Genomic DNA, 15769 nt, shown 5'->3' with positions numbered 1-15769 from the left:
CTTTTCATTTCAAGTTTTGCTGTTGTCCCCATTTCTTTTTCGTGTTACAATAGGAGTATTGAAATGGAGAGGTTTAAGATGATTTATTTAGACAATTCAGCAACAACCAAGCCTTACCCAGAGGCTTTGGCTACCTATACAGAAGTTGCTTCTAAAATTTGGGGAAATCCTTCTAGTCTCCACAGTTTGGGCAATCAGGCGACCCGCTTGTTAGATGCATCTCGCAGGCAAATTGCGGAGCTTCTCGGTAAATCCTCTCAAGAGATTTTCTTTACGTCTGGAGGGACGGAAGGCGATAATTGGGTTATCAAGGGTGTGGCTTTTGAAAAAGCGCGTTATGGCAAGCATATCATTGTGTCTGCTATTGAGCATCCAGCAGTGAAAGAATCCGCTCTCTGGCTGACGCAGCAAGGTTTTGAAGTGGATTTTGCGTCTGTTGATAAAAAAGGTTTTGTAGATGTTGAAAAATTAGCTACCCTTATCCGATCGGATACGACTTTAATTTCAGTTATGGCGGTCAACAATGAAATCGGCTCTGTTCAACCAATTGCAGCTATTTCAGAACTTTTAGCGGACAAGCCAACTATTTCTTTTCATGTGGATGCGGTTCAAGCCATGGCCAAGATTCCAACGGAAAATTATTTAACTGATCGCGTAGACTTTGCAACATTTTCCAGTCATAAATTTCATGGCTTACGGGGTGTTGGTTTTGTCTATATCAAGTCTGGTAAGAAAATCAGTCCGCTGTTGAATGGTGGCGGTCAAGAATCAGACAAGCGTTCTACGACTGAAAATTTGGCGGGTATTGCAGCAACCGCAAAAGCCTTGCGCATATCTATGGAAAATTTGGAAACTTTCACCACACGAACCGCAAAAATGAAAGAGATTATCCTAGAAGAGCTAGCGAAATACCCTAATGTGACGATTTTTTCAGGAATAGATGAGTTTGCGCCCCATATCCTGACTTTTGGAATTAAAGGCGTACGAGGTGAAGTAGTGGTTCATGCTTTTGAAGAGTATGACATTTATATATCTACTACGAGTGCTTGTTCCTCTAAAGCTGGCAAACCAGCTGGAACATTAATAGCTATGGGTGTTGAAAAATCCCTAGCTCAAACGGCTGTGCGAATTAGTCTGGATGCCGATAATGACATGAGTCAGATTGAGCAATTCCTGACAACGTTTAAACTCATTTATGAAAAAACTAGAAAAGTAAGGTAAACAATGCAATATTCAGAAATTATGGTTCGTTACGGCGAGCTTTCAACCAAAGGAAAAAATCGCATGCGTTTTATTAACAAATTGAAACGCAATATGCAAGCAGTCCTCTCTGTTTACCCAGATGTGCATGTGAAAGCAGACCGAGATCGTGCACATGTCTATCTTCACGGAACGGACTATCAACCTGTTGCAGAATCGCTTAAACAAATTTTTGGGATTCAAAATTTCTCTCCGTCTTATAAGATTGAAAAATCAGTTCCTGCTTTGGTTGAAGCGGTGCAGACAATTATGAAAGAAATTTATAAAGAGGGGATGACTTTCAAGATTGCCAGCAAACGCAGTGACCACAATTTTGAATTGGATAGTCGTGAATTGAACCAGACCTTGGGAAATGCAGTCTTTGATGCGATTCCACATATTCAAGTCAAGATGAAAACGCCAGATATTACACTGCAAGTAGAAATCCGCGAAGAAGCAGCCTATCTGTCCTATGAAACGATTCGTGGAGCAGGCGGTCTTCCTGTCGGAACATCTGGAAAAAGCATGCTGATGTTGTCAGGTGGGATTGATTCACCCGTTGCAGGCTATCTAGCTCTAAAACGCGGGGTGGATATTGAAGCGGTGCATTTTGCTAGCCCCCCTTATACAAGTCCCGGTGCTCTCAAAAAGGCGCAAGATTTGACGCGCAAATTAACCAAATTTGGTGGCAATATTCAATTTATTGAAGTGCCATTTACAGAAATTCAAGAAGAAATTAAAGCGAAAGCACCAGAAGCTTATCTGATGACCCTAACTCGACGCTTTATGATGCGCATTACAGATCGCATTCGTGAAGAACGTAGTGGGCTCGTTATCATCAACGGAGAAAGCCTTGGTCAAGTTGCCAGCCAAACGCTAGAAAGCATGCAAGCAATCAATGCTGTCACTAACACTCCAATTATTCGCCCAGTTGTGACCATGGATAAGCTGGAAATCATTGACATTGCTGAAAAGATTGATACCTTTAATATCTCAATTCAGCCCTTTGAAGATTGCTGTACCATTTTTGCCCCAGATCGTCCGAAAACCAATCCAAAGATAAAAAATGCAGAGCAATACGAAGCACGTATGGATGTGGATGCTTTAGTGGAACGTGCTGTTGCTGGTATCATCATTACTGAAATTACACCAGAAGCAGAAACAGACGAGGTGGATGAAATGATTGAGGGATTGTTGTAATAAGAACGGATTTTGAGATTGAAAGTTATTCTGGGAAATTATTAAAAATTACTAAAAGCTACTGAGTTAGTCTTTTGATAAAAAATACTTGCCAAAGGCTATCAGAAATGCTATACTTATAGAGTTGACTATGCACAGCCTGTGCAACCGCTCGAACATCGTCATAAGTGGTTCGTCCCACGATGCTAGGCGAGTCTTCACAAAATTAGGGGAAACCCGTAAAATTCATAGGAGGTGCATAATGAGCACATACGCAATCATTAAAACTGGCGGCAAACAAGTTAAAGTTGAAGTTGGTCAAGCAGTTTACGTTGAAAAATTGGACGTTGAAGCTGGTCAAGATGTAACATTTGACGAAGTTGTTCTTGTTGGTGGTGAGAACACTGTTGTCGGAACCCCACTTGTTTCTGGAGCTACTGTTGTTGGAACTGTTGAAAAACAGGGAAAACAAAAGAAAGTCGTTACTTACAAGTACAAACCTAAAAAAGGTAGCCATCGTAAACAAGGTCACCGTCAACCATATACTAAGGTTGTCATCAATGCAATCAACGCTTAATTTTTAAGGAGAGCACATGATACAAGCAGTCTTTGAACGAGCCGAGGATGGTGAGCTGAGGAGTGCAGAAATTACTGGACACGCCGAAAGTGGCGAATACGGCTTTGATGTCGTGTGTGCGTCGGTTTCTACGCTTGCCATAAATTTCATCAATTCGATTGAAAAATTCGCAGGCTATGAACCAATCTTAGAATTAAACGAAGAAGAAGGTGGATTTTTACGAGTAGAGATTCCTACGGATATTCCACCTCACCAAAGAGAAATGACTCAACTTTTCTTTGAATCATTCTTCTTAGGTATGGCAAACTTATCGGAGGACTCATCTGAGTTCGTCCAAACAAGAGTTATCACAGAAAACTAACACGGAGGAAAAACATTATGTTGAAAATGAATCTTGCTAATCTGCAACTTTTCGCCCATAAAAAAGGTGGAGGTTCTACATCTAACGGACGCGATTCACAAGCAAAACGTCTTGGAGCTAAAGCGGCTGACGGACAAACTGTAACTGGTGGATCAATTCTTTATCGTCAACGCGGTACTCACATTTATCCAGGTATCAACGTTGGACGTGGTGGAGATGACACTTTGTTTGCAAAAGTTGAAGGCGTTGTACGCTTTGAACGCAAAGGTCGCGATAAAAAACAAGTTTCTGTTTACCCAATTGCGAAATAAGAATTGAAAGTCCCTACCTCATGGTACGGGTCTTTCTTTTGGAAATGATAATTTGAAAACAACAAAAGAAATGTAGATAAAACGAACAATCTTCATCTCATTATAAGATAGCTGTGAACAATTTTGCAGCTATCTTTATTTTAAGTACATTTTACATGTGTTTTTCATGTATTTTAGTATCATATTAGTTGAATTATTCCAATTATCAAAGTATAATGTATAATGACATCTTTAACGTGATTACAAGTAATAATATAGTTGTAATTAGTAATGAAATTCTTCTATTTCCATATATAGTTATACCTTCAGGAATAGATAAGATAAATAATTTATAAAAAGGATACTAGCATGTTTAGAAAAAATAATGAACTTCAAGGTCATGGCTCAATTCGTAAAAATAAAATTTACGGGACTGTTGGTGTTATTATATTTGGAATAATCGCAATGTTTAGTTTACACAAGAGTGTGGCGGCTGATGATATTGAAAGTCCTAAAACAACAGCACCTATACCTATAGCTGAAGCGTCAGATACAAGTCTTGTTGTACAATCACAAATGGCTAGACAAGAAGATAATACTACTCTGACAACTACAAAGGCTGATTCAGCTACTACTATGAATTCAACTAGTAGAGCAGCTGCAACAGCACCTACTGCAGCCGCTTCTCAAGCAATGCTATCTACTGCACAGACAGAAAATCAAAATCCAAATGTAACAGTTGAAAATCAAGAATTAAAAGACGCTGTAACAGAAGCCAAGAATAATGGGATTGAAGCAAAGCAAGAGACGACAGAAAATATTGGAACTGCGAATATTAAAGAAGAGGTTGCAACTTTAGAAGCTGAGGCTGTCACTCGTGAGAAAGAGCAGGCCCAAAAAATAAAGGAGGCAGTTGATAAATATAAAAACGACTATGCAACTGCACAGAGTAATACTCAAAAACCAGGTTATCTTAGTGAAGTTGTAACTCAAGGACTGAAATTTGAAAACGAACCAAATGCTCACCTATCAATTACAGGTACAACTGAATTTGGTCAGCAAGATGCGCCTAGAGCGTACTCATATGAAGAATATATAGGTAGTGGTAGGACATTTGCTAATAATCCAATAGCTGCATACAAAACTTCTGCATCAGGGAATTTTGTGATTCCCAAAATTAACAAAGGTCAAACTATAACAGCTACTTACACAAATCTACAAAATTCTAGCTATAATGGTACAAAAATTGCTAAAGTTGTTTATGAAGTAACAAATTTAAATAATGGGATAGGAATAATCGGTTTTGCTGAGAAAGATCCAACTAAGGGGATTTATACTTTTTATAACTTAACTGCTCCTTCTAAATATGGTGTAAAAATTCGTTTTTATGACGAGAATGATAATATCATCCAATTTAAGCAAGCAACTCCAGCTATATTGGCACTGACAAGTTTGTCAAAAACGATACGTGCTGATGGAAAGAAGCATGAAGAGGGGATAGCAGACTATAACTTCAAACCAGTAAAAATAACTGGTTCGTATGTTGAAAAACAATCTGATAATCGTTTAGCTGCAAGTAGTCCGACACAAAATATCCCAGATAGATATAACCATCCGGATTTTTATAAGACTAGTATCGCTGGTGTAATAGATAATGGCGATGTTATCTCGTTTACCATGCGTAGGGATTCAGAGTTTGATAGCGGGTACTGGTTAGCAATTACAAGTAAATTGCCTTCACCTTTCGTTTTAACTAAGCCTAATTTAAGTTATAAATTCTTTAGCTATAATAAAGCAGGAACTGTATTACTTGACAATTATATTCAAGGTACAACTACTAAGTTGACAGAAACACAAACTGTCAAACCTAAAGGCACACTTATAGGTGAAAGTTATACAGGAACGCATGAAGACCGAATAACATTCAATGGTAAAGTTTATAAATATGTATCGTCATCTGATAATATAACAGGTACAGTTAAATTAGGAATAACCAATGTATATAATTCTTACGTTGAAGTGACTGGAAATGTTATCGTAAATTATAGAAATCAAGCTGGCGAAACGATTAAAGAGAGTGTTGAAGATACTTCTAATGCTTCTATTAATACCGATTACAATACGGAAGAACATCGCAAAACGACGATAGTCACTTCTGACGGGAAGACCTATCGATTAGTGGATTCCCAACTTCCAAGCAACGAAAAAGGGAAGGTCATTGAAGGGACGACCCAAGTGACGTACGTTTATAAGGAAGTGTTGGGAAATGTGACGGTTCATTACCAAGATGAGTCCGGTCACCAGCTGCAAGACGATGTCACAGCCCTTTCCGGAGCCTCCACCAATACGCCTTATGATACGGAAGAACATCGCAAAACGACGATAGTCACTTCTGACGGGAAGACCTATCGATTAGTGGATTCCCAACTTCCAAGCAACGAAAAAGGGAAGGTCATTGAAGGGACGACCCAAGTGACGTACGTTTATAAGGAAGTGTTGGGAAATCAAAAAGTAACTTATACAGTTATTGATGATACGACAGGCACCACTCTGGAAAACCAAGTAGAGTTGACGACGGGAGAGTCAGATTCAGCTCTTCCAGCAGCTGCTAAAACGAAGTATGATCAAGTTGTCAAAGGGTACACAGATAAAGGCTATGAATTGGTTTCTAAAGACGAATTACCAGCTAAGTTCGACCTTGATAGCAGTCATGATCAAAACGTGACGGTTCACTTGAAACATGGCACAGCAGAAAGTCAAGAAAGCAAGAAAGTGAGCTTGACGGTTCGTTATCATGGAGCAGGTAGCCAGACACCAGCCGATAATGTGCAAACAGCAACTTGGACACGGACGGTGACGAAAGATAAGGTAACGGGAGATGTTGTGAAGACTACGGATTGGGTAGCTGACAAGGCAACCTATGACGCTGTTCCATCTCCAGTCATTCCAGGCTACACAGTAGATGTGGCAACTGTTTCGGCAGAAACAGTCACTCAAGAGGATATGGTTAAGGATGTTTATTATACTGCGATCCCAGTAACTCCAGATAAACCAACTCCTCCAGTAGTTCCGTCAACGCCGGACAAGCCAACTACTCCGACAGTTGTACCAACGACTCCTACAAAAGCAACTCCAACGAAAACAGAAATCTTACCAAGCACAGGTGATGTACAAGATGGTTCAACTCTTACAATGCTGACAGGTATCGGTTTACTTTTATCAGCTTTAGGTTTAGTTGGTCATCGAAAAAAAGAAGATTGATGAACCTTTTGTAAACATATAAAAGTAAACTAAAGGTTGAATCATTCGATAGAAAGGATAAGCTTTACAAGCAACTTGGCATAGTTGATTTGTGAAGCTTCCTTTTTTTGTTAAAAGATTGAAACAATATGCTTGACAAAAGAAAGTCTTCATGGTTTAATATACCCCATAAGGGTATAAATGGAGGTGCTTATGTTTCACTTATTTACGAAAATAGATAGTATTTCTACAAGTGAATTGGAACAAAAATTAAAAGAGAAGATTCAACTGCTAGATGTACGAACACCGTCTGAATATCGGCGTGGTCATATCAAAGGCGCAAAGAATGTCCCACTCAATGAAATCGCAAGATACACGCCAGCAACAAATGAAACACTGTATGTCATTTGCCATTCCGGTGTGCGGAGCAAAATGGCAGCCAAAAAGCTAAAGAAAAAAGGCTATGATGTTGTCAATGTTCAAGGCGGTATGAGTGCTTGGACCGGAAAAGTTGTTTAAAAGTGATAAAGGAGGAAGTTGAATGAAAATTATCATTGTTGGTGGAGTTGCAGGTGGAATGTCTGCAGCGACGCGTTTAAGACGGCTAAAAGAAGACGCTGAGATTATTATTTTTGAAAAGGGACCATTCGTTTCCTTTGCGAACTGTGGTCTGCCTTACTATGTTTCTGGAGAAATTGCTGAGCGGGAAGACTTGTTAGTGCAAACGCCTGAGAGTTTAAAGGCACGCTTTCGTTTAGATGTGCGACCTTTCCATGAAGTGACGGCTATCTCACCAGATCAACATATAGTGACGGTTCGGCATGACGGAAAGGAATTTACAGAGAGTTATGATAAGTTGATTTTATCTCCGGGGGCAAAGCCTTTTGTGCCTCCAATTGAAGGTTTGGAAACAGCTGAAAATACCTATACTTTACGTAATGTTCCTGACCTAGATGAGATTATGTTGGCTTTGGAGAAAGAACCAAAAGAAGCTGTGGTGATTGGTGCTGGATTCATTGGGCTTGAAATGGCAGAAAATCTTCGTAAGCGTGGTTTGAATGTGACAATTGTTGAGAAAGCACCGCATGTTTTGCCACCGCTTGATGAAGAAATGGCTGCTTTTGTTCAGGCTGAATTGTTGAAAAACGGTATTCAAGTAATTACTTCTCAGTCTGCTACGCGGTTTGAGGACAAGGGAAAGGTCATTGTGCTGGAAAATGGGCAAAAGATTGCTTCTGATGTGACCATTCTGTCTGTCGGGGTGCAACCGGAGAATGCTTTGGCACAGGCGGCAGGTATTGAACTGGGACTGCGTGGCGGTATCTTAGTCAATGAGCGTTACGAAACCAGTCAACCTGATATTTATGCAGTCGGCGATGCGATTGTGGTTAAGCAAGAGATTACAGGAGAAGATGCGCTGATTTCATTGGCTTCGCCTGCCAATCGTCAAGGTCGCCAAGTGGCGGACGTGATTGCTGGGGTAGCTCGCAAGAATAAAGGCAGCATTGGTACAGCTATTGTTCGGGCATTTGACATGACGGCAGCTTCAACAGGGCTGAGCGAGCGCATTCTTCGTATGAATGGCCTGCCTTATCAAGTTATTCATGTCAGTGGTAAGGATCATGCTGGCTACTATCCGGGTGCGACTGATGTGACCTTGAAACTCCTCTTTGAGCCAACAAGTGGCAAAATTTACGGTGCACAAGGTGTTGGGAAAAAAGGCGTTGATAAACGGATTGATATTTTGGCAACGGCTATCAAAGGCAATCTAACCATTTTTGATTTGCCAGAGTTGGAATTTACCTATGCGCCACCGTTTGGCTCTGCTAAAGATCCGGTCAATATGCTGGGATATGCAGCCTTAAACTTGGTAGAAGGTTTGAGCGACAATATCCAGTGGTATGAATTGGAAGATGAACTAGCTGCTGGTAAGAAGTTCCTAGATGTGCGGACGGCTAGTGAGCTTCAACAAGGTCGTTTGAAAGTGGATACGGTTCACATTCCTTTAAATGAATTGCGTGAGCGTTTAGGAGAGTTAGACAAGTCGCAGGATTATATCGTGAGCTGTCATAGTGGACTTCGTAGCTATATTGCCGAGCGCATTCTCAAACAAGCAGGATTTTCTGTTCAAAATCTAGACGGCGCCTTTGCCTTGTACAAAATGGTAAAACCAGAGGGAGTAGAATATGGAAACTAGCATCAGCATGCCTGAATTTTATAAAAAATATCAGACAGAAATCTTATCCATTCTTGATGTGCGAGAAGATTATGAGTTTCAAATGGGACACGTGCCGACGGCAAAAAATCTGCCATTAAGCACTTTTGAGACGGGCTACAAACAACTGAACCAGCAGGAGAAATACTATGTCATCTGTCAATCTGGCGCACGTTCTGCGGCTGCGTGTCAGTTTTTAAGTGCGCAAGGATTTGATGTAACCAATGTAGCTGGGGGCATGAATTTCTGGCATGGCGAGGTGGAATAAGGAAAGAGAAAAGAAACTGAATAAAAACCTTTCAAAAATAGTAAAAAGCTTAAAATCAAGTTATCAAAAACGTTGATTTTAAGCTTTTTCTTGTTCATTGCTTCATTTTGACTAGAAATTGAGTTTTTGTCCAACCTATAACTCAATAATATGTGGCTCATAACCAATAGCTTCTAGGAATTTGAGTAAGTCCGTTGTGTCTAAAAAGAGTGTTTTTTCATTGGTATTGGGGTGAAAACTCATTCGTTTTTCCGACATGATTTCTTTGTCAAAATAAACTTGAATGTCTTTATCGGCATTGTTTAACAATCCAAATGGAGAAACAACACCTGCTGGCAACATCATTTTTTCAAATAGACTGTCAGCGGATGCCATGCGGATTCTATTAGCTTTTACCAGTTCTTTAAATAAGTCCATGTCCAAGCGCTTTTTGTCATCCATGATGAGCAAGTAGTAGGCGGTTTTCTTCTTGTTAGTGAGAAACATCGTTTTGGTGCGGACGCCTTCAATGCCTTCGATAAAGCTGTCTGCCTGCTCGGTCGTAAGTGCCGGTTCGTGTTCCACGATTTCAAATGGAATGTTTAACTTGTTCAAGGTTTCTTCTACTTTTGCGTATAAGTCCATTTTACTTGCCTCCTTTGATTTGTTTTATTACTCTTATTATACCATATTGAGGAGGACTTTTCTTTCAATGGTTGGCAACCTGCCCCCAAAAGCAGTCCATTCCGTCGATCGGGTAGATAAGCCTGCCCTAAAAGTAGTTCACTTCATCCGTCGGGCTGACAGCTAGCCTAGAAACAGGTTTGCTCTGTCCGCTGGACTGACGGCTTGCCTAGAAACAAGTTCACTTCGTCCGCCGGACTGACGGCTTGCCCAGAAACAAGTTCACTTCATCCGCCGAGCGGACAGCTTGCCTAGAAACAAGTTTGCTCTGTCCGCTGGGCTGACGACTTGCCTAGAAATAAGTTCACTCCGTCCGCCGGGCTGACAGCTTGCCTCGAAACAAGTTTGCTCTGTCCGCCGGGCTGACGACTTGCCTAGAAACAGGTTCACTTCGTCCGCCGGGCAGACACACTCCTTTAAGAACTACTTTTGCCCATTGTGCAGTTCTATTTTTCTAAAAAAGTGATAGTTGGAATCATCCCTTATATTGTGTACCGTAAATAAACAAACCTCAGCAGTTTTCGTCGCCTGCTGAGGTTATTTTCGCTTGATAAGGTATTGGACGGCTTTCTCTAGTCGCTCTTTTTGTGCTTCGGGGTCGTCCAAAGGGTGATTGAGACATTCAGTGAGATTTTCAGTAATCATCAACTCAATGACCCGCTCGACACTAGAGCGAACAGCGGTTAATTGGGTGATAATGTCCGCACAGTCGCGCTCTTCCTCTATCATTTTTTGAATGCCGCGCAGTTGTCCTTCGGAGCGTTTCAGCCGCGTAATAAGCTTTGAATTTGCCATGTCCTTGTCCTCAGTTTATTTTTTTACATTATATCTTGAATAGACCTCTTTGTCAAAGTTCTCGCTCTTTCTTTATGATATAATGAGGGGGGATGATGTGAACGGTTTGTGTCAAACTTGGATGTTCACCATGATAGAATCCATCTATGTCGGTCAGTAACAGGAGGTAAACATGTGTCAAGAATGTTATTCTAGGAAAAGTAGAAGAACGCCTTTACTGAATCCTTTGGATTGTTTGCAACACCATAGGCAGTATATTTGCGGAACATGTGGGCGGTGTATCTGCATTGAAAAAGACCCAAAGAGAGGATTGCAAAGGTGGCATTTTCCGTTTAAATCATTAGAAATCGCAAAGCTATACTTGCGAACCGCTGATTATACGATGAAAAAGCCATGCGGTATTTATGAAATAGAAAATAGCAAGGGAAGGCTGTCTTATAAAATTTTTGCGGCAAAAGAAGATTTACAAGTATTTTTAAAAAAGAATAAGGATAAAACATGCCCATTGCTGGCACCTGTTTTTACCGTTCATGAATACAAAGAGTATCCAAATACAGAAGTGCGAAAATTGACAGCTGATGAGATAAGCCGCTACATGAGTGAAAGAAGTTGAATGTCACTTGCAGCAGCCAAAAACAACTTGTTTTATCTGCTTTATTAGGAAGATATGAAAGAAGCGACGACTGGATTTCATGGGTGTATGACGGTTTAGTTATGCCTTGATTTATGGTATAATGATAAAACACTTGAAAGAGGATAAAAGGATGAATATTCAACAACTGCGCTATGTTGTAGCCATTGCCAATAGTGGCACCTTTCGTGAAGCCGCTGAGAAAATGTATGTCAGCCAGCCGAGCTTATCCATTGCGGTTCGAGAATTAGAAAAAGAACTGGGTTTTAAAGTATTTCGCAGAACGAGTAGCGGTACATTTCTGACACGTCGAGGGATGGAATTTTACGAAAAAGCTCAAGAATTGGTTAAAGGATTTGATATCTTTCAAAATCAGTATGCCAATCCAGAGGAAGAAAAAGCAGAATTTTCCATTGCCAGCCAGCACTATGATTTCTTGCCGCCTCTGATAACAGAATTTGCCAAACGCTATCCAAAAGATAAGAATTTCCGAATTTTTGAATCTACAACGGTGCAGATTTTAAATGAAGTCGCACAAGGACACAGCGAGATTGGCATTATCTATCTGAATAACCAAAATACCAAGGGAATGATGCAGCGGATGGATAAATTGGGGCTGGAAGTGGTAGATTTGATTCCTTTTCAGACACACATTTATCTGCGGGCGGATCACCCCTTAGCTGGGAAAGAGGAGCTGGTTATGGACGATTTGGCAGATTTGCCGACGGTTCGTTTTACACAGGAAAAGGACGAATATCTCTATTATTCAGAGAATTTCGTGGACACCAGCGCCAGTTCGCAGATGTTTAATGTGACGGACCGTGCTACTTTAAATGGTATTTTGGAGCGGACAGATGCTTATGCGACAGGCTCTGGATTTTTGGATAGCAATAGTGTAAACGGCATTACGGTGATTCGGTTAAAAGACAATTTGGAAAACCGCATGGTATATGTCAAACGCGAAGATGTAGAATTGTCTCCAGTCGGCGCTGCTTTTGTTGCTGTGATGGAAGAATATTTTGCAAAAAGAGGTAAAAAATGAAACGAAAAGTGACCGTGCCGATTGTGATTGTGGCTTTGATTGCGCTGGATCAATGGGTCAAGTTTGAAATTGTTAAAAACATTCAATTAGGTGAAGTAAAGCCCTTCATTCCAAAGATTGTGAGTTTGACTTATTTGCGAAATACAGGAGCGGCATTTTCAATTCTGGAGAACCAGCAATGGTTGTTTGCGGTAATTACTTTAGTGGTGATTGGAGCTGCTATTTGGTATTTGAGCAAGCACATCAAAGGTTCTGTCTGGCTGCTGTCTGCTTTGTGCTTGATTATTGCAGGGGGAATTGGAAATTTTATTGACCGCATGCGCCAAGGTTTTGTCGTGGATATGTTTCAGCTCGATTTTATCAATTTTGCAATTTTTAATGTTGCGGATAGTTATCTGACGATTGGCGTGCTTGTGCTGATAGTGATGATGTTAAAGGAAGAGGACAATGCAAGTTAAAGTAGAGATTGGCGGTGTACGGTTGGACAAGGCGGTTGCTGATTTGACACCATTATCCCGCAGCCTTGCCAATGAACAAATCAAAAATGGACAAATCTTAGTCAACGGACAAGTGAAGAAAGCCAAGCATGCTGTCAAGGCAGGCGACGTGATTACTTATGAATTGCCCGAACCAGAAGCACTAGAATATGTTGCAGAAAATCTGCCACTAGATATTGTTTATCAGGATGAAGATGTTGCAGTGGTGAACAAGGCTCAAGGTATGGTGGTGCATTCCAGTGCAGGGCATACGAGCGGAACGCTGGTCAATGCGCTGATGTACCACATCAAGGATTTGTCCGGTATCAATGGTGTTTTGCGCCCTGGAATTGTTCATCGGATTGATAAGGATACATCCGGATTGTTGATGATTGCCAAGAACGATGATGCGCATATCAAGCTGGCTGATGAATTAAAAGCTAAAAAATCTCTACGGAAGTATTGGGCTATTGTGCATGGCAATTTGCCAAATGATAGAGGTGTTATTGAAGCACCAATTGGGCGAAGTGAAAAAGATCGCAAGAAGCAAGCTGTTACAGCTAAAGGTAAACCAGCAATCACTCGTTTTCACGTTTTAGAGCGCTTTGGGAATTATACTTTAGTAGAATTGCAATTAGAAACAGGTCGTACCCACCAAATCCGTGTGCACATGGCTTATATTGGTCATCCGGTAGCAGGGGATGGCGTGTATGGACCACGAAAAACCTTGAAGGGGAATGGGCAATTTTTGCATGCCAGAACGCTTGGATTTACTCATCCTAAGACAGGAAAAATCATGGAATTTACAGCAGAAGTGCCAATCGTTTTCCAAGAAACGCTAGAACAATTGCGAAAAGGAAAGAAGTGAAACATAAAGGAATCGTATTTCATTTCTTTTTATTTTGCTTAAAATTTTGGTGTAATAACGCAGTATATCAGGCTTGGTAGAGAATAAAAATGATTTTATGGGTAAGTGACGCTATAAAAATGCATACCCAAGTAATTAATCTTTATCTTGTTTAATCGGAGAGATGTTCCCCTCATCAATAAAAATGATATGGTTTTTGTTGTTGAGTTAAAAGTTAGTAATAATGATGATACATTGAGCACACAGATTGCATTCATGGTGCAGGTAGAGTTGTTGGTTCTATTGATTGATGTTGATAGTTTTATACGGCAAATCCTATTCATTATCCAGATGCAAAGGGCATGAATTTAATAGAAAAGGTTATATCAGATTCGCTTGAGATGGTAGAGGCGGCTAGCCTTGAAGCAGATGTTTTCAGAGGAAAAATTATCAAAGCCGTTGCTGTGTTTTATAAGCGTACTCAGGAACTCGAGGAAACTGAACCATAGAACTTTGTGGTATACTTTAGTGTGAAAGTTTGGAGGAGTGGGAAATGTTTTTTCAACCATTTCAAAATGAAATATTAATCAAAAACTTACTTCGAGAGTTATATGGTGAAGATATATCATTGCGTCCATTATCAGGCGGGACTGAAAATTTAAATTATGTAATGAATGAACGAGTTGTCGTGCGTATTCTTTATCTTCCCCAGACTTCCCCACTTTTTTATGAGGCAAAATCTTATTTGAAAAGAGAAATTCAATTTGTAAATGCGTTGTATGAGGAAGAACTAAATGATTTTGCTTACCTTCCTTTTCAGGACGGAGAGTGGATCTTCTCATTAAATGTTAATAAAGGTATTCTATATGTGATGCAATCTGTCTATTTAAAAGGAAAAACCATTTCCTTTGAGAAGAATATAATTCCTCAGATAGCCCAAAAGATCGTCCATTTTCATGATTTCTCAAAGGAAAGTTGTATAGAATATCAGAGAATTCCAGTCTATGATGATTTGGTTTCTAGTTTGCATATCAGGTTATTCTCTTACGAAAAGGAATTAGAAAAGGATATTTCAAATTATAAAAATTATTGGGAATTGTTTCAAATAAACACAAGTATTTTGGAGAAAGCGAAACAAGCACAGCCTGCCCTTTTTATTCATAACGATTTGCACGCTGACAATATTCTTTTTCACAAGGGTAAATTAACTATTCTAGACTTTGGTGATGCACGTTATTCCCTTCCAGAGGAAGATATTGGAACATTTTTATGGGGATTATCTTTGAAAACTGATGTTTCGTCATTTCCTGAATTGGCTAACTTATTTTTTTCAAATTATACTAGGGATATTAATCCAGAGCTTTGTTATCGTTTTGCTTTGCAACGTTTTTTAGAGATTCATTTATTTTACTTGGTAGAAAATCAAAAGAATAGTGCCTTAATGAAGTATCAAAAGGTAAAATTTACAAAAGAAAAAGTAATGATAGATTATTTAAACCATCACATTTCTTTTAAAAATTAGTCAATTTCTCTCATTTGTCAAATTTTTTATTTTATAGTAAAATGGGAAGGCATCATAAATTCTAAGTATTAGCAAGGAGAGAAGATGAATCAATTACCAAATTGTCCAAAATGCCAGTCAGAATATGTTTACGAAGATGGGTTACTATTCGTTTGCCCTGAGTGTGCTTATGAGTGGAATCCGGCTGAAGTCGATGAAGAAGATGCTGACATCAAAGCGATTGATGCAAATGGCAATCAACTTGTGGACGGAGATACTGTTACTCTCATCAAGGATTTAAAAGTCAAGGGTGCTCCAAAGGATTTGAAACAAGGGACGCGTGTGAAAAATATTCGGATTGTAGAAGGCGACCATAATATTGATTGCAAGATTGATGGTTTTGGTGCGATGAAACTTAAGTCAGAATTTGTTAAGAAAATCTGAG

At 39.8% G+C, this 15769-nt stretch carries 18 protein-coding genes and 1 other annotated feature; of the genes, 16 read left to right on the top strand and 2 right to left on the bottom strand.

The window, feature by feature from the left end:
- The first annotated feature begins 78 nt into the window (after nt 1–78).
- The 9 genes from HMPREF2634_RS00580 to HMPREF2634_RS00540 all read left to right on the top strand — a co-directional run bounded on the left by HMPREF2634_RS00580 (nt 79) and on the right by HMPREF2634_RS00540 (nt 9369).
- Nucleotides 79–1221: a cysteine desulfurase family protein gene (locus tag HMPREF2634_RS00580; protein ID WP_021001574.1), complete on the top strand. Its 1143-nt coding sequence runs from the start codon at nt 79–81 to the stop codon at nt 1219–1221.
- A 3-nt stretch (nt 1222–1224) separates the two neighbouring features.
- Complete coding sequence (thiI, locus tag HMPREF2634_RS00575; RefSeq protein WP_070836104.1) at nt 1225–2439, top strand: tRNA uracil 4-sulfurtransferase ThiI; 1215 nt, start codon at nt 1225–1227, stop codon at nt 2437–2439.
- Nucleotides 2440–2574: 135 nt separating this feature from the next.
- Nucleotides 2575–2646, top strand: a sequence feature (ribosomal protein L21 leader region).
- A gap of 34 nt (nt 2647–2680) precedes the next feature.
- On the top strand, nt 2681–2995 hold the full coding sequence (gene rplU / locus HMPREF2634_RS00570; protein WP_003024987.1) for a 50S ribosomal protein L21: 315 nt from the start codon (nt 2681–2683) through the stop codon (nt 2993–2995).
- Nucleotides 2996–3011: 16 nt separating this feature from the next.
- The gene (locus HMPREF2634_RS00565) at nt 3012–3356 is read left to right on the top strand and encodes a ribosomal-processing cysteine protease Prp (protein ID WP_003027497.1); all 345 of its coding nucleotides are present in this window, start codon (nt 3012–3014) and stop codon (nt 3354–3356) included.
- A gap of 17 nt (nt 3357–3373) precedes the next feature.
- Nucleotides 3374–3667 (top strand): 50S ribosomal protein L27, encoded by a 294-nt coding sequence (gene rpmA, locus HMPREF2634_RS00560; RefSeq protein ID WP_003024983.1) that lies wholly within the window; start codon nt 3374–3376, stop codon nt 3665–3667.
- Nucleotides 3668–4015: 348 nt separating this feature from the next.
- Nucleotides 4016–6907 carry a GbpC/Spa domain-containing protein gene (locus HMPREF2634_RS09600; RefSeq protein ID WP_083324111.1) on the top strand — a complete coding sequence of 964 codons (2892 nt, stop codon included), beginning with the start codon at nt 4016–4018 and terminating at the stop codon, nt 6905–6907.
- A gap of 192 nt (nt 6908–7099) precedes the next feature.
- A complete protein-coding gene (locus HMPREF2634_RS00550) occupies nt 7100–7405 on the top strand; it encodes a rhodanese-like domain-containing protein (RefSeq protein WP_003024970.1) in 306 nt (101 codons plus the stop codon).
- 22 nt (nt 7406–7427) lie between these two features.
- Nucleotides 7428–9083: an FAD-dependent oxidoreductase gene (locus tag HMPREF2634_RS00545; protein ID WP_049517654.1), complete on the top strand. Its 1656-nt coding sequence runs from the start codon at nt 7428–7430 to the stop codon at nt 9081–9083.
- Entirely contained in the window at nt 9073–9369 is a 297-nt protein-coding gene (locus HMPREF2634_RS00540; protein ID WP_021001578.1) for a rhodanese-like domain-containing protein, read from the top strand. The genes HMPREF2634_RS00545 and HMPREF2634_RS00540 overlap by 11 nt, the downstream gene beginning before the upstream one ends.
- 135 nt (nt 9370–9504) lie before the next feature.
- On the opposite strand, the gene HMPREF2634_RS00535 is transcribed toward HMPREF2634_RS00540, so the two are convergent.
- Both HMPREF2634_RS00535 and HMPREF2634_RS00530 read right to left on the bottom strand, forming a co-directional pair.
- Nucleotides 9505–9993: a prolyl-tRNA synthetase associated domain-containing protein gene (locus HMPREF2634_RS00535; RefSeq protein WP_021001579.1), complete on the bottom strand. Its 489-nt coding sequence runs from the start codon at nt 9991–9993 to the stop codon at nt 9505–9507.
- Between the two features lie 576 nt (nt 9994–10569).
- Nucleotides 10570–10827 (bottom strand): metal-sensitive transcriptional regulator, encoded by a 258-nt coding sequence (locus tag HMPREF2634_RS00530; RefSeq protein ID WP_003024959.1) that lies wholly within the window; start codon nt 10825–10827, stop codon nt 10570–10572.
- A gap of 172 nt (nt 10828–10999) precedes the next feature.
- On the opposite strand from HMPREF2634_RS00530, the gene HMPREF2634_RS00525 reads away from it, so the two are divergent.
- From HMPREF2634_RS00525 to HMPREF2634_RS00495, 7 genes are all read left to right on the top strand, one after another.
- Entirely contained in the window at nt 11000–11440 is a 441-nt protein-coding gene (locus HMPREF2634_RS00525; RefSeq protein WP_021001580.1) for a hypothetical protein, read from the top strand.
- Between the two features lie 151 nt (nt 11441–11591).
- The gene (locus HMPREF2634_RS00520; protein WP_057489626.1) at nt 11592–12500 is read left to right on the top strand and encodes a LysR family transcriptional regulator; all 909 of its coding nucleotides are present in this window, start codon (nt 11592–11594) and stop codon (nt 12498–12500) included.
- Nucleotides 12497–12958, top strand: coding sequence for a signal peptidase II (lspA, locus tag HMPREF2634_RS00515; protein WP_021001582.1), 462 nt, complete (start codon nt 12497–12499; stop codon nt 12956–12958). The genes HMPREF2634_RS00520 and lspA overlap by 4 nt, the downstream gene beginning before the upstream one ends.
- Nucleotides 12948–13844, top strand: a complete 897-nt coding sequence (locus HMPREF2634_RS00510; RefSeq protein ID WP_070836102.1) for an RluA family pseudouridine synthase — start codon at nt 12948–12950, stop codon at nt 13842–13844. Before lspA ends, HMPREF2634_RS00510 begins: the two co-directional genes overlap by 11 nt.
- A gap of 189 nt (nt 13845–14033) precedes the next feature.
- Nucleotides 14034–14189, top strand: a complete 156-nt coding sequence (locus HMPREF2634_RS10115) for a hypothetical protein (RefSeq protein WP_235499518.1) — start codon at nt 14034–14036, stop codon at nt 14187–14189.
- 187 nt (nt 14190–14376) lie between these two features.
- On the top strand, nt 14377–15345 hold the full coding sequence (locus HMPREF2634_RS00500) for a phosphotransferase (protein ID WP_021001584.1): 969 nt from the start codon (nt 14377–14379) through the stop codon (nt 15343–15345).
- Nucleotides 15346–15429: 84 nt separating this feature from the next.
- Nucleotides 15430–15768, top strand: coding sequence for a zinc ribbon domain-containing protein YjdM (locus HMPREF2634_RS00495; RefSeq protein ID WP_021001585.1), 339 nt, complete (start codon nt 15430–15432; stop codon nt 15766–15768).
- Nucleotide 15769: the final 1 nt, after the last annotated feature.

Origin of the sequence: Streptococcus sp. HMSC034B03 (assembly GCF_001838575.1) — a bacterium.
GTDB classification, from domain to species: Bacteria; Bacillota; Bacilli; order Lactobacillales; family Streptococcaceae; genus Streptococcus; species Streptococcus anginosus.
The sequence above is the reverse complement of the archived record's forward strand: the minus strand, read 5'-3'. Positions and strand labels throughout refer to the sequence as shown.